This is a genomic window from Wolbachia endosymbiont (group A) of Trypoxylon clavicerum (assembly GCF_947251665.1).
Lineage (GTDB): Bacteria > Pseudomonadota > Alphaproteobacteria > Rickettsiales > Anaplasmataceae > Wolbachia > Wolbachia pipientis.
In genome coordinates this window covers 165045-178505 of the sequence record NZ_OX366374.1, presented here as the reverse complement: position 1 = coordinate 178505, position 13461 = coordinate 165045, and the positions used below count along the sequence as shown (strand labels likewise).

The 13461-nt window shown below is 34.7% G+C and carries 17 protein-coding genes and 1 pseudogene; 7 read left to right on the top strand and 11 right to left on the bottom strand.

Annotated features, from left to right (window positions below; all coding sequences use genetic code 11):
* Positions 1-48 precede the first annotated feature (48 nt).
* From OPR60_RS00915 to OPR60_RS00905, 3 genes are all read right to left on the bottom strand, one after another.
* Positions 49-870 carry a DNA polymerase III subunit delta' gene (locus OPR60_RS00915; RefSeq protein WP_065094521.1) on the bottom strand — a complete coding sequence of 274 codons (822 nt, stop codon included), beginning with the start codon at positions 868-870 and terminating at the stop codon, positions 49-51.
* Positions 871-887: 17 nt separating this feature from the next.
* Positions 888-1475 (bottom strand): L-threonylcarbamoyladenylate synthase, encoded by a 588-nt coding sequence (locus OPR60_RS00910; protein ID WP_265039704.1) that lies wholly within the window; start codon positions 1473-1475, stop codon positions 888-890.
* Between the two features lie 415 nt (positions 1476-1890).
* Positions 1891-2361, bottom strand: a complete 471-nt coding sequence (locus tag OPR60_RS00905) for a hypothetical protein (RefSeq protein ID WP_065094523.1) — start codon at positions 2359-2361, stop codon at positions 1891-1893.
* Between the two features lie 75 nt (positions 2362-2436).
* Here OPR60_RS00905 and miaA point away from each other — a divergent pair, with 75 nt between their 5' ends.
* Positions 2437-3321, top strand: coding sequence for a tRNA (adenosine(37)-N6)-dimethylallyltransferase MiaA (gene miaA, locus OPR60_RS00900; protein ID WP_265039702.1), 885 nt, complete (start codon positions 2437-2439; stop codon positions 3319-3321).
* Here miaA and OPR60_RS00895 read toward each other — a convergent pair.
* Positions 3318-3590: pseudogene (locus tag OPR60_RS00895) on the bottom strand (hypothetical protein); the annotation flags it as partial. The gene miaA and the pseudogene OPR60_RS00895 sit on opposite strands and share 4 nt — an antisense overlap.
* A gap of 76 nt (positions 3591-3666) precedes the next feature.
* On the opposite strand from OPR60_RS00895, the gene OPR60_RS00890 reads away from it, so the two are divergent.
* Complete coding sequence (locus OPR60_RS00890) at positions 3667-4419, top strand: IS5 family transposase (protein ID WP_265039632.1); 753 nt, start codon at positions 3667-3669, stop codon at positions 4417-4419.
* Positions 4407-5309, top strand: a complete 903-nt coding sequence (locus OPR60_RS00885) for a phage major capsid protein (RefSeq protein ID WP_265039700.1) — start codon at positions 4407-4409, stop codon at positions 5307-5309. The genes OPR60_RS00890 and OPR60_RS00885 overlap by 13 nt, the downstream gene beginning before the upstream one ends.
* Positions 5310-5698: 389 nt before the next feature.
* Here OPR60_RS00885 and OPR60_RS00880 read toward each other — a convergent pair whose 3' ends face one another.
* The 4 genes from OPR60_RS00880 to OPR60_RS00865 are packed head-to-tail and all read right to left on the bottom strand — an operon-like array spanning position 5699 to position 8558.
* Positions 5699-6331 carry an amino acid ABC transporter ATP-binding protein gene (locus tag OPR60_RS00880; protein ID WP_245611455.1) on the bottom strand — a complete coding sequence of 211 codons (633 nt, stop codon included), beginning with the start codon at positions 6329-6331 and terminating at the stop codon, positions 5699-5701.
* Entirely contained in the window at positions 6324-6971 is a 648-nt protein-coding gene (locus OPR60_RS00875; protein WP_265039698.1) for an amino acid ABC transporter permease, read from the bottom strand. Before OPR60_RS00875 ends, OPR60_RS00880 begins: the two co-directional genes overlap by 8 nt.
* 31 nt (positions 6972-7002) lie before the next feature.
* A complete protein-coding gene (locus OPR60_RS00870; RefSeq protein WP_265040305.1) occupies positions 7003-7743 on the bottom strand; it encodes an IS5 family transposase in 741 nt (246 codons plus the stop codon).
* Positions 7744-7781: 38 nt separating this feature from the next.
* The gene (locus tag OPR60_RS00865; protein ID WP_265039696.1) at positions 7782-8558 is read right to left on the bottom strand and encodes a substrate-binding periplasmic protein; all 777 of its coding nucleotides are present in this window, start codon (positions 8556-8558) and stop codon (positions 7782-7784) included.
* A 223-nt stretch (positions 8559-8781) separates the two neighbouring features.
* Here OPR60_RS00865 and OPR60_RS00860 point away from each other — a divergent pair, with 223 nt between their 5' ends.
* On the top strand, positions 8782-9534 hold the full coding sequence (locus OPR60_RS00860; RefSeq protein WP_265039632.1) for an IS5 family transposase: 753 nt from the start codon (positions 8782-8784) through the stop codon (positions 9532-9534).
* Positions 9522-9992, top strand: a complete 471-nt coding sequence (locus tag OPR60_RS00855; RefSeq protein WP_265039694.1) for an arginine repressor — start codon at positions 9522-9524, stop codon at positions 9990-9992. The genes OPR60_RS00860 and OPR60_RS00855 overlap by 13 nt, the downstream gene beginning before the upstream one ends.
* A gap of 53 nt (positions 9993-10045) precedes the next feature.
* Here OPR60_RS00855 and tatC read toward each other — a convergent pair whose 3' ends face one another.
* Both tatC and OPR60_RS00845 read right to left on the bottom strand, forming a co-directional pair.
* Complete coding sequence (gene tatC, locus OPR60_RS00850; protein WP_065094905.1) at positions 10046-10807, bottom strand: twin-arginine translocase subunit TatC; 762 nt, start codon at positions 10805-10807, stop codon at positions 10046-10048.
* Positions 10804-11901, bottom strand: a complete 1098-nt coding sequence (locus OPR60_RS00845; RefSeq protein ID WP_065094906.1) for a type I glyceraldehyde-3-phosphate dehydrogenase — start codon at positions 11899-11901, stop codon at positions 10804-10806. The genes tatC and OPR60_RS00845 overlap by 4 nt, the downstream gene beginning before the upstream one ends.
* Before the next feature lie 94 nt (positions 11902-11995).
* Between OPR60_RS00845 and OPR60_RS00840 the strand changes: the two genes are divergently transcribed.
* A complete protein-coding gene (locus tag OPR60_RS00840; protein WP_065094907.1) occupies positions 11996-12196 on the top strand; it encodes a hypothetical protein in 201 nt (66 codons plus the stop codon).
* A gap of 294 nt (positions 12197-12490) precedes the next feature.
* Here OPR60_RS00840 and OPR60_RS00835 read toward each other — a convergent pair whose 3' ends face one another.
* Positions 12491-13243 carry an IS5 family transposase gene (locus tag OPR60_RS00835; RefSeq protein ID WP_265039632.1) on the bottom strand — a complete coding sequence of 251 codons (753 nt, stop codon included), beginning with the start codon at positions 13241-13243 and terminating at the stop codon, positions 12491-12493.
* Between the two features lie 95 nt (positions 13244-13338).
* Here OPR60_RS00835 and OPR60_RS00830 point away from each other — a divergent pair, with 95 nt between their 5' ends.
* Positions 13339-13461, top strand: a complete 123-nt coding sequence (locus OPR60_RS00830) for a hypothetical protein (protein ID WP_406829580.1) — start codon at positions 13339-13341, stop codon at positions 13459-13461.

The window sequence follows — 13461 nt, the reverse complement described above, 5'->3', positions numbered from 1 at the left end:
ACAGAATTTTATCATGAATTTATGTTAAAAGTATTATACTTCGTAAACTTATGTCATGATATTAACTACATTAGCTAAAACATGCTTTTTATCTAAGTGGAGTTGCTTTGCGGCAACGAAAAGTTTATCTATTTTTTTCCACTGACTTAGCAGAATTTCAACACCATTTACCTCTCTCTTTATGCTTTCTAAAATGAAGGCCTGAATTATATATGATGCTAGTTCTAGTTCGATTTCGCTATTAATTACTTTATTAATCATATTGGGATTCTTTAAATCATGAAGAAATTTATAAAAGCATTTGTATGCTTCATAAGCATCACTACTTATTGCATTTATTATCATTCCTGGCATTCCAGGAAATAAAGTAATGATTTTATCAAACGTTTGATCATCAGATTTACATTGAGATGAAACAACTTGCTTTGTTTCATCATAAGTTAATGGAAGTAAATTTAGCTGGAAACACCTACACCGGATAGTGGTTTGTATATCATATGGCTTATGGCTAATTATAAATACCTTAGAATCTTTTGGCGGCTCCTCTAATATTTTCAATATTGCGTTTTTAGCGTTATTAGTCATTACCTCTAAGCTATCTATTATAGCTATTTTGTGTTCTGATTGAATGGGACTTAAGTGTAGAAAGTTTTTCATTTCTCTGACTTTTTCTATTCCGATAGTATCACCTTCAACAATGTGTAAGTCCAACGCTACTTCATTATAGTTTTTTATGAGTAACCAATTGGAAAAGGATTTTGCAAGTGTTGCTTTTCCTATACCTTTTTTACCACAGATCAGCCAAGACTGAACAGATAAGTTGTTCATTATTTTTTTTTTGGCTTGGTTGTGGCCTATTACTTTTTTCATTCTTTCTCCTATAGGTTTTAGTTTGAAAATGCGTTGTTTACTGTTTGTAATGAAATTGCACCTTCCCTTAAAACCTTAATCTTATCTTCGGTTAAGTCAATAATAGTAGATTCTATACCAGAAACTAGTTCGTCATCTTCAATCACTACAGATAAATGTTGCTTAATGGATTGTGGTATATCGTTTGCCTTACATACACTTTTTTTTCCTGAAATATTTGTACTAGTTGCAACTATTGGAACTTTCAGTTTGTTTAGTATTGAAATTGCAATAGGATGCTCAGGAATTCTGATACCTATACTATCTTTAAAGAATTCGTTTGGCAATATGTTGTTGTTTTTAAGTGGTAAAATATAGGTAATTGGTCCAGGAGAAAAGTAGTTTATTAAATCAATATATCTTTCCTTTACCTTTGCTATTTTTGTCAAATTGTAAATATCACTAACAAATATAGACAGTGGTTTATTTTGAGAGCGTTTCTTTATCTGATATATTTTTCCTATAGATTCATTATCTAGTGCATTACAAGCAAGAGCATACACTGTTTCTGTTGGAAAACACACTAACAAGTTGTTCTGTGTTGCATTTATTATTTTAGATACCATATAGCTCAAAACTTATTTATAACAACTAGATCAGTTTTGTTGCATTGTATCTTATATAGTAACTGCTAGTTTGTATCCGTTCAGGATAGCGGCAAGACCATAGAGTAAAAGTGAGTTTACAACAAATGGTGTCATCCCAGTGCTTGACACTGGGATCCAGGAATTTTATTAAGTTGGTAAGCATAAAAGTAGCCGTTTTATGTTAAAATACAACATTTTGATGATTATGAAAAAGCTGGATTCCAGTGTCAAGCACTGGAATGACATCGTTTACTATGTACCATATTGCAATGCTCGTACAGCTGTGTGTCACGCACTTTGCTTCAATATTTGCACATTAGCCACTCCTCTAAACAGATACGCTAGTTTTTGTGAATATAATACAACGCAGCTTACCATTTGTTATGCAGACTTGCTACAACCCAAACTCTTCATTGACTTTATCAACTATTGCTTGTGGTGGATCCTCTCCCCATCCTGAATACAAAATCTCTCCATAGTCTGCAACATCTATAGAGCCAGTTCTGCTTTTTGCTAGAAACATTTCTCTTTTCTCTTTATCAACTAATACATAATGCCACGCTGATTTTCCACGATCTTTACCACGGACTAAGTATACAAGATCTGACCTACTTCTTTTTGTTGCATCAGCAAAAGATCTTTCATTGACAGTTCTGCTTTTACTTTTTATGCCGCCACTTTCAGAAAAAGCTTCCTTGGATTCGGTTTTTTTGCCTGCTAATTCAGAAATTTTTCCTTTTTCCCCTAGCGCACGTTCTTTGGTGTTTTGAGACGAATACTTACTGGAAAAACCTTCCCCTGTACCGCCAGGAGTCCTGTTTGTGAAACGCTTAGTAAATGAATTATTGTCGTTGTTTTCTGCCATAAAAATCTCCAAACTTTAGATTGTAGAATCCAAACTTTTACTACACTTTATCATATGTTAATTAAATTAATATAAATGAAAAATAATATAGTAATTATTACAGGAATTACGGCCTCAGGTAAATCAGAATTATGCGATAACCTGATAGAAAAATATGGAAATATTAGTATAATAAATTGTGATTCAAAGCAGGTATATGAAGAAATTCCCATAATTACTGCTCAACCACCAAAGCAAGAAGTATTTTATAAACTATATGGTTATGTTTCAGCAAAAGAAAATTATTCCGTGGGTCTATGGTTAGAAGATTTAGAAAAAGAAGTTAATCACGCATTAGAAAATGCTCAAATACCTATCATCACTGGAGGAAGCGGGCTTTACATCAGCAGTTTAATCAAAGGCTTATCATCAATGCCACAAATAAGTCAGGAAGTGAGGAAAAATGTAAGCGAATTAAGGAAAAATTTAAGTAAAGAGGAGTTTTACAAATTAGCGCTAAGCAAAGATCCAAGGATTCAAGGTAAAGTGTTCATGAATGACTCGCACCGCCTTTCAAGGGCACTTGAAGTTATCACTGAAACTGGCAAGTCAATTTTTGTATGGCAAGAGAATAGACAGCCTCCTTTATTCAATAATTTTAAGATATATACAATTCTGCCTAAACGTGAAGATGTATACCGAAAAATAAATTCTCGTTTCATTACAATGATTGAAAATGGAGCAATTGATGAAGTAAAAAAGCTACTTAGCATGAACCTAACCCCACATTTGCCAGCTATGAAAGCACACGGAGTGCCAGAAATTATAAAGTACTTGAAAGGTGAGATTACTTTAGACGAAGCGATACAAATTGCTCAAACAAACACGAGACACTACGCGAAACGTCAGTATACCTGGTTTAAAAAACAATTTCTAAATGCTGAAGTGATTGATTGTGCAAACAAGCTCAAGATATTTTAATTCAGGCCGTGCTCATTACTACGAATAGGGGGTTCCATATTTTCCAGATGGTCGCTTACTTCTAGTGGATCGCCTAAACCATGCTCTATTTTTATTTTAAAAAATCCAAGCCTCTCGCACAATTTCTGAAAGTATTCTTTTATAATGTCAAATAAGCTTTTATCACCTATATTATAGTCCTTCAGTCTCTCAGGAACAGTAAGTGACAAGTTACCATTTGTGTATGTTACATTTTTATCATCTTGAGACTTAAGCGTGAATTCTAGGCTCTGTGGACAAAAAATATGAAAAGAGAGAAAAAGATGGTAGTTTAGCCTAATAGGTAAAAAATGGAGAAACTACCATATGCAATATTACATCAAAGAGGAAAATTGGAAACAAATTTTAGAGTTCATAAAAAGCGTAAAAGGAATGCACAGCAAAGATGAAAAACGTTTAAGAATATTCATAGAGGCAGTGTGGTACATAGTGCGAAGTGGTTGCCAATGGAGACTTTTACCAAAAACTTATGGTAATTACAGGAGTATACATAAGCGATTTAAAAGATGGTGTGAAAGAGATGTCTGGAAAAAATTGCTTGAATATACTAAACAAGAGCCTGATTTAGAAGTTGCTATAATCGACGGTACGATCATTCGAGCCCATCCATGTTCATCTGGATATACAAAAAACTCCAAGGATCAAGAAGCTTTAGGGAGGAGCAAAGGTGGCTTTACAACTAAAATACATGCGCTTGTCGATGCACTTGGAAATCCACTTAAATTTACTCTGACTCCTGGTCAAAGAAATGAAATTACGCAGGCACAAGTGTTGACCGAAAGTATCTATAACTCTACTGTAGTAGCTGACAAGGGCTACGATAGCAATGCCTTTGTTACAAGTCTTGAAGACAAGGGATGTACAGTAGTTATTCCGCCAAAACGGAATCGAAAAGTGCAAAGGTATTACGATGAGCATATCTACAAAGAACGTCATTTGATTGAGTGTTTTTTTGGTAAAATTAAAAATTTTAGGCGCATTTTTTCCAGATTTGATAAAACTGCTGAGGTTTTTATTGGTTTTCTCAATTTTGTTGGAGCTCTTGTATGGCTTCTCTAAAATTTTGTCCACAGAGCCTAGTTACTCCGCATATTGTAAAACGCATAAACAAGCGCGTAACTGATTCGTCCCCGATGCGACAAATATGCTCCAGTCAAAGAATCTCTACTGAAACATTGGATTACATTATAGAAGATTTTGACCGCGCCGGTGCAGGTTGGAGCAGTGAAACAGTAGATGATGAGGACGGTGGCAATAAGTCTAAGTATGATTTTGCAAAAGATACGGACACGCCCAAAATCCAAAAGATTTCCGTCACAACTTACGAGTTATATGCTCAACCACAAATATCACAAAAGTTACTCGATGATGCGTTTGTCGATGTTGAGAGTTGGCTGGTGGAAAAGATTGCCGAGACTTTTAGTAAGGAAGAAAGCGAAGCCTTCATTAAGGGTGAGGGCACTTTTCAACCAAAAGGAATTTTAGCTTATGAAAATGGAAACAGTTATAATAAAATAGAGCAAGTTAAAACTGAAAAATTAGATAGTGATTCAATAATGATGTTGTATTACTCTCTGGACGAATATTATTCCAAAAATGCGTCATTTTTGATGAACAGGAGTACGTTGAAGGATATCAGGCTGCTAAAATCTCAAACAGGTCAGTATCTCTGGCAGCCAAGTCTGTCGCTTGAAGCTCCAGATACTTTAATGGGAATACCAGTATATCAATCTGCCGATATGCCACCAGCGCCAAACAATCAGCTACCAGTAATTGCGATGGCAGATTTCAAACAAGCTTATAAGATTGTAGATAACAGAGGAATGAGAATATTAAGAGACCCTTATACGAATAAACCTTATGTGAGGTTTTTTGTCACTAAGCGTGTCGGCGGAGAGGTTGTAAACACCAGTGCTATTAAATTGTTGAAAGTTGCGAGCAAGTACTAAAAACTTCCGCAGCATCATCTTTATAGCTGATCAAAGCAACACGTCATACCGCGATTCATTCCATAACTGTACGAACATTGTGATTTTGGCCCATCAGGAGGGTGTCATCCCAGTGCTTGACACATATAGCTAAACTGACTTAGATTTACCGACAGTTTGAAAAACAAAAATTCGTCATTCCGCTACTTGTTAGCGGAATCTATGCTGAGATATCGCGGCGGTATGACGTAGGAAAACCTTTCTTGGGTTAGCTATAGTTTGCTATATTATGTGATTTTATTCTTAGCGTTGCTTCTTATATTATGTAATTTATTTTCCATAATATACATTATGTAATTTTCGATGCTAAGATCTGTTATAGCTCTCAGTATGATATGAGTGATTCTCTTTTAATAATTATTTTTTAAATAGTTTGTTGGTTCATCAATTTCTTTAGGATTGATATCTACAATTATTTTTCCGTTTTTTAACAAAATAATCCGATCTGATATTTTTGTTAAAAAATCCAAATTGTGAGAAGCGATAATCATAGTAATACCCATATCTCTAACTGATTGTAGTAGTTCCACAACGTCGACTATTGTTGCTACATCTAAACCAGACGTTGGCTCATCGCATAATAGAATCCTTGGATTCATCATTAAGCTTCTGGCAAGCGCAACCCGCTGTTTTTGCCCACCGGATAGATTACTAGGGTAATCATTTTTTTTAGAGGCAATACCCAAAGACTCAAGTAGTGAATCACTTTGATCCTGAGTTTTGTTTTTAAGTTTGGGAGCATATGTAAGATTTTCCCAGACAGTCATATGTGGGAAAAGTTGAAAATCCTGAAATACAAAACCAGTACTATCATTGCATTCAATGCTACCAGAATCTAAAACTTCGAGTTTTTGTATACAACGTAACAATGTTGATTTACCACTACCAGAAGGACCAGCAAGACCAACTATAGATTGTTCTATAATCAGGTTAATATTATTAAGTACTGGAACATTATTAAATAACTTACAAACGTTATGCATTTTTATCATGTATACCTTTCTGTTCAATCTTTTTGCCTATATATTCAATTAGTAATACAAGAGCGTAATAATAAGCCCCAGCAAGACAAAGTGGTATAAAATAAGTAAATTGTTCTGCTGCAAGCATTTGCGCAGAGCGCATAATATCAATACCACCAATAGTAGAGATTAATGCCGTTTCTTTAAGAAGTGCAATGATCTCATTTATCATTGCAGGAAGAATATTTTTAACAACTTGTGGTAATATAATATCTCTCCACATATAGAAACTAGGTATTTGTAAAGTTTTAGCTGCTTCAAACTGGTTTTTTGATATAGTTTCAATACCAGCTCGTAAAATCTCAGCAATATAAGCACAGCTATTTAGACCAAATGCTATAATGCCAGCACTAAATATGTTTAATTTAATTCCTGCAATGGTTGGAGTCATAAAATAAACAACACTTAAATGTAATATAAGGGGGGTGCCACGTATTACAGATATAATTCCATTAATTAATGGAATACAGATCTTATTATATCTGAGTACTGAAAATAACCCTCCTAGACTCATACCTAAAAGCAGTCCTCCAATCAATAATTTTAAAGTAAAGGCAAGGCCTGTTCCAACAAACAAGAAATTAGAAATTAATTCTTGCATCAGTTATCTCCTAGGCTCTGTGGACAAAATTTTAGAGAAGCCATACAAGAGCTCCAACAAAATTGAGAAAACCAATAAAAACCTCAGCAGTTTTATCAAATCTGGAAAAAATGCGCCTAAAATTTTTAATTTTACCAAAAAAACACTCAATCAAATGACGTTCTTTGTAGATATGCTCATCGTAATACCTTTGCACTTTTCGATTCCGTTTTGGCGGAATAACTACTGTACATCCCTTGTCTTCAAGACTTGTAACAAAGGCATTGCTATCGTAGCCCTTGTCAGCTACTACAGTAGAGTTATAGATACTTTCGGTCAACACTTGTGCCTGCGTAATTTCATTTCTTTGACCAGGAGTCAGAGTAAATTTAAGTGGATTTCCAAGTGCATCGACAAGCGCATGTATTTTAGTTGTAAAGCCACCTTTGCTCCTCCCTAAAGCTTCTTGATCCTTGGAGTTTTTTGTATATCCAGATGAACATGGATGGGCTCGGATGATCGTACCGTCGATTATAGCAACTTCTAAATCAGGCTCTTGTTTAGTATATTCAAGCAATTTTTTCCAGACATCTCTTTCACACCATCTTTTAAATCGCTTATGTATACTCCTGTAATTACCATAAGTTTTTGGTAAAAGTCTCCATTGGCAACCACTTCGCACTATGTACCACACTGCCTCTATGAATATTCTTAAACGTTTTTCATCTTTGCTGTGCATTCCTTTTACGCTTTTTATGAACTCTAAAATTTGTTTCCAATTTTCCTCTTTGATGTAATATTACATATGGTAGTTTCTCCATTTTTTACCTATTAGGCTAAACTACCATCTTTTTCTCTCTTTTCATATTTTTTGTCCACAGAGCCTAGCCATTTTTCTGCTATCTTTTGTATTACACCTTTACTTTCTAAACTTTTTAACGCCTCGTTTATTTTATCCTTTAAATCAGATCCTTTATTCACAGCAATAGAATAACCATTATCTGACTTAGCGATGGCTGACCATGATAGACCAGGATTTTTTTTGCTAAATACTTTACCTTGGAATTCATCAATTAGGACGCCATCAACATGACCAGACTTTAATGTTTCTACAGCTTGATTATTATTGTCCATAGCAATAATTTGAGCTGTTGTAGGAACATGCTCTTTTAGCCAAATTTCCATGACAGTTCCTAGTTGAACGGCTATCTTCTTGTGAGTTAAATTGTTTATACCGGCTATGGGTTTATTTTTGTGATATAGAATACCAAATTCCCCTGTATAATAACTATTTGAAAAATCAAAATTTTTTTCACGCTCTTCTGTGCTACCAATAGTAGATATAGCAGCATCTACAGAATTACTTTGTAATGTTGCAAATATAGTACTAAACTGCATATCTTTAAACATTGCTTCTTTACCTAACTCTTTTGCTACTAATTGAGCAAGCTCAATGTCAAAGCCAGTAAATTTACCATTTTTATAATATTCAAAAGGTGGATAATCTGCAGAAATTGCAAATCTAATGATATTATCGTGTTTATCTTCCTTACATCCTGTTAATAGAATACTTATCACTATAATAGCATTTAAAATATATTTTTTCATATTACTAATTTATATTCATATTTTATTCATCTTATGAGTATAGACATTAAAAATTGAATAGTCAAGGAATAATGAATATAATTTCAAATATACTTATTACATATTCAATATGAGGAAAATGCATAATGCATGACAACACACTAGGCTCTGTGGACAAAAAATATGAAAAGAGAGAAAAAGATGGTAGTTTAGCCTAATAGGTAAAAGATGGAGAAACTACCATATGCAATATTACATCAAAGAGGAAAATTGGAAACAAATTTTAGAGTTCATAAAAAGCGTAAAAGGAATGCACAGCAAAGATGAAAAACGTTTAAGAATATTCATAGAGGCAGTGTGGTACATAGTGCGAAGTGGTTGCCAATGGAGACTTTTACCAAAAACTTATGGTAATTACAGGAGTATACATAAGCGATTTAAAAGATGGTGTGAAAGAGATGTCTGGAAAAAATTGCTTGAATATACTAAACAAGAGCCTGATTTAGAAGTTGCTATAATCGACGGTACGATCATCCGAGCCCATCCATGTTCATCTGGATATACAAAAAACTCCAAGGATCAAGAAGCTTTAGGGAGGAGCAAAGGTGGCTTTACAACTAAAATACATGCGCTTGTCGATGCACTTGGAAATCCACTTAAATTTACTCTGACTCCTGGTCAAAGAAATGAAATTACGCAGGCACAAGTGTTGACCGAAAGTATCTATAACTCTACTGTAGTAGCTGACAAGGGCTACGATAGCAATGCCTTTGTTACAAGTCTTGAAGACAAGGGATGTACAGTAGTTATTCCGCCAAAACGGAATCGAAAAGTGCAAAGGTATTACGATGAGCATATCTACAAAGAACGTCATTTGATTGAGTGTTTTTTTGGTAAAATTAAAAATTTTAGGCGCATTTTTTCCAGATTTGATAAAACTGCTGAGGTTTTTATTGGTTTTCTCAATTTTGTTGGAGCTCTTGTATGGCTTCTCTAAAATTTTGTCCACAGAGCCTAGGTGAACATATTTTAAATATTATTCAAAATCATGAAATTTTAGAGCAGAGCGATTTACAGACCTTGCTTAAAGAAAGAGGGCACAACATTCCTCAGGCTACTTTATCAAGAAAATTAAAAAAACTTAAAATTGCCAAAGTTGCTGGTGTATATAAAGTAATCGATATCAACCAGTATCAATTACCATTGATACTTAATATGCAAATTTCGGATTTTGGTTTAATAGTACTACATACCCAACCAGGACAAGCTAGCAGTCTGGCTTACTTTCTAGATCAGAAGTATGTTATTTATTCATTAAATAATAGCAAAAACATAGGAATTATAGGAACTATAGCAGGTGATGATACAGTATTATTGATCATCAAAAGTAAGGCTGAACTTAACAAAGTATTACAATCAATTTATGAAACATTTCCATATTTAAGTCCTGAATAAGAATGTTGTAAGTTAAAAATGTGATATAAAGGAGATAAGAGGGATTCCTTTGTTTAAATCTTTGTCTTCTTTTTTTCAATATACCTACATATCAGAATGGACAATTCATATAGAATCAGCATAGGTATTGCAAGCCCTACTTGGCTTAATACATCAGGTGGAGTTAAGATTGCAGCAATAATAAAAATTACCACTATCGCGATTCTGCGTTTATTTGACAAATTTTGTGTAGTGAGTAACCCTACTCTCACCATTAATGTGAGTATGACTGGAATTTGAAATGCAGTGCCAAATGCAAACATAAATTGGAGAACAAGGTCTAAATATTCGCTAACTGATGGCATAAACTCTATTGGTATACCGAAAGATTTCCCACTATGTTCAAAAGTGATGAAAAACTTCCAGGCTAAAGGAAATATATAGTAATAGACTACAGTAGCTCCCGTTACAAATAAAACCGGTGTTGCAATTAAGTATGGCAACAACACTGCCCTTTCACTTTTATATAACCCAGGTGCTAAGAACATATAAAATTGCCATGCAAACACAGGAAAAGAAAACAAAAGTGCGCTCATTATTGCAACTTGGAGATACACAAAAAATGCCTCTGTTAAGTCTGTGTAAATTAAAGAAAAACCTTCGCTACCTTTTGTTGCTTCTATTAAAGGTGCGAGTAAAAAACGGTATATATTTTCCTTAAAGTAATAACAAAAACCAAAAGCAACGCAAAAAAATAGAAAGCAAAAGATAACTCTTTTTCTGAGTTCCGCAAAGTGCTCATAAAATGAGGCGTATTTGTTTGAGTTCCAGTTCATACTCTACTATAGCACAATAGTGCTATATCTAACATTCTCAGCGAAAAAGCCCACTCATTGTCGTACCACGCTGCAACTCTACAGATGTCGCCTGTAATATATGTACCAGTTAAATCCACAATTGCACTATAAGGGTTATGTACAAAGTCTATTGAGACTAAAGGTTCCGTGCATATAGAAAGTACATTTGACATTGGATAACCCTCTGTCATCTTAGTACCCTCTGATGTCATCCGAGTAGCTGACACTGGGATCCAGAAATTAGATTCCAGCGTCACGCGCTGGAATGACGTAGAGGAGAGAGCTGCATCCTTAAACATTTCATTGATTTCTTTAACGGTCGCTTTCTTATCAGTCGTAAATTTAAAATCAACCATAGAAACATTGCTAACCGGAACTCTGACGGCAGTGCCATCTAGCTTTCCTTTTAATTCAGGGATGACAGAACCAATTGTTTTTGCTGCCCCGGTTGTAGTTGGCACCATAGATAGTCCGCAAGCCCTTGCTCTACGCAAATCTTTATGATTACCATCAAGAACATTTTGATCATTCGTGTAGGCATGTATAGTAGTCATAAAACCGCTTTTTATACCTAAACTGGAGTGTAGGACTTTCACAATCGGAGCAAGGCAATTTGTAGTGCAAGAACCTGCTGATATCACTTTATGCTCTTTTTCGAGCATATCGTTATTCACACCATAAACTATAGTGACATCAGCATCCGGAACTGGAGCAGAGACAATTACTTTCTCTGCATTGTGCCTTATTGCTTCTTCACGCTTGTTAAATGCACCAGTACATTCAAGTATTACATCAACATTCCAAGGAATATTTTCAGGGCTCCGTTCTCTATATAAAGAAAACTTTTTGCCATTTATAGAAATCCAATTTTGAGACTCATTAAAATCAATATCACCACTGAATTTGCCATGAACAGAATCGTATTTAATCAAATGTGCATGCTGCTTTGCACTGAGCGATCCATTGACAGCTACAACTTCTATTTGTTTGCTATATTCCTCTATTTCGAAAATAGCACGCAATACGCCTCTGCCTATTCTACCCAGACCATTAATTCCTACACGAATCGTCATCTCTTCATTCAAAAAATTTAATTATAGAGAATTATCTTGATTAAAACTATAACATCATGTAATAGCAACATTTAAACTTTAATAGGAGCTAATTATGAGTATAAAAGAATTGCAACAAAAGCTGCTCGCAACAATCTCAGGTAGTCCTTCTACAAGACTGGAAAATGTTACCATCGAACCAGTCATGAGAAATGCTAGATTAGAAGAGTTAGGCCGAAATGCTGATCGTCCTTCTACAAGACTGGAAAATGTTACCATCGAGCCAGTTATGAGAAATAATAGATTACATTCATAGCATAACATACAGCCAGCTACCCTTCCCCCTACTTTCATCCCAGCGCGTGACGCTGGGATCTTTATTGCTTTCATAGTCTCTTTATTATTTTGTAACTAAAAAAAATACTTCCCCTTTTTAGAGAACTGCATATAATAGATTTGACATTGCAGTGCATTGTGCAAACAGAATTCCCAATACTATAACCTACAGGAGGCTTTATGAATAAGAAATTTCTCTATTCACCATTGTCAATAAAAAGCATAGGAGAAAACGGTGTATTTTCTGGTTATGCTAGGCTCTGTGGACAAAATTTTAGAGAAGCCATACAAGAGCTCCAACAAAATTGAGAAAACCAATAAAAACCTCAGCAGTTTTATCAAATCTGGAAAAAATGCGCCTAAAATTTTTAATTTTACCAAAAAAACACTCAATCAAATGACGTTCTTTGTAGATATGCTCATCGTAATACCTTTGCACTTTTCGATTCCGTTTTGGCGGAATAACTACTGTACATCCCTTGTCTTCAAGACTTGTAACAAAGGCATTGCTATCGTAGCCCTTGTCAGCTACTACAGTAGAGTTATAGATACTTTCGGTCAACACTTGTGCCTGCGTAATTTCATTTCTTTGACCAGGAGTCAGAGTAAATTTAAGTGGATTTCCAAGTGCATCGACAAGCGCATGTATTTTAGTTGTAAAGCCACCTTTGCTCCTCCCTAAAGCTTCTTGATCCTTGGAGTTTTTTGTATATCCAGATGAACATGGATGGGCTCGGATGATCGTACCGTCGATTATAGCAACTTCTAAATCAGGCTCTTGTTTAGTATATTCAAGCAATTTTTTCCAGACATCTCTTTCACACCATCTTTTAAATCGCTTATGTATACTCCTGTAATTACCATAAGTTTTTGGTAAAAGTCTCCATTGGCAACCACTTCGCACTATGTACCACACTGCCTCTATGAATATTCTTAAACGTTTTTCATCTTTGCTGTGCATTCCTTTTACGCTTTTTATGAACTCTAAAATTTGTTTCCAATTTTCCTCTTTGATGTAATATTGCATATGGTAGTTTCTCCATTTTTTACCTATTAGGCTAAACTACCATCTTTTTCTCTCTTTTCATATTTTTTGTCCACAGAGCCTACAAAGAACGTCATTTGATTGAGTGTTTTTTTGGTAAAATTAAAAATTTTAGGCGCATTTTTTCCAGATTTGATAAAACTGCTGAGGTTTTTATTGGTTTTCTCAATTTTGTTGGAGCTCTTGTATGGCTTCTCTAA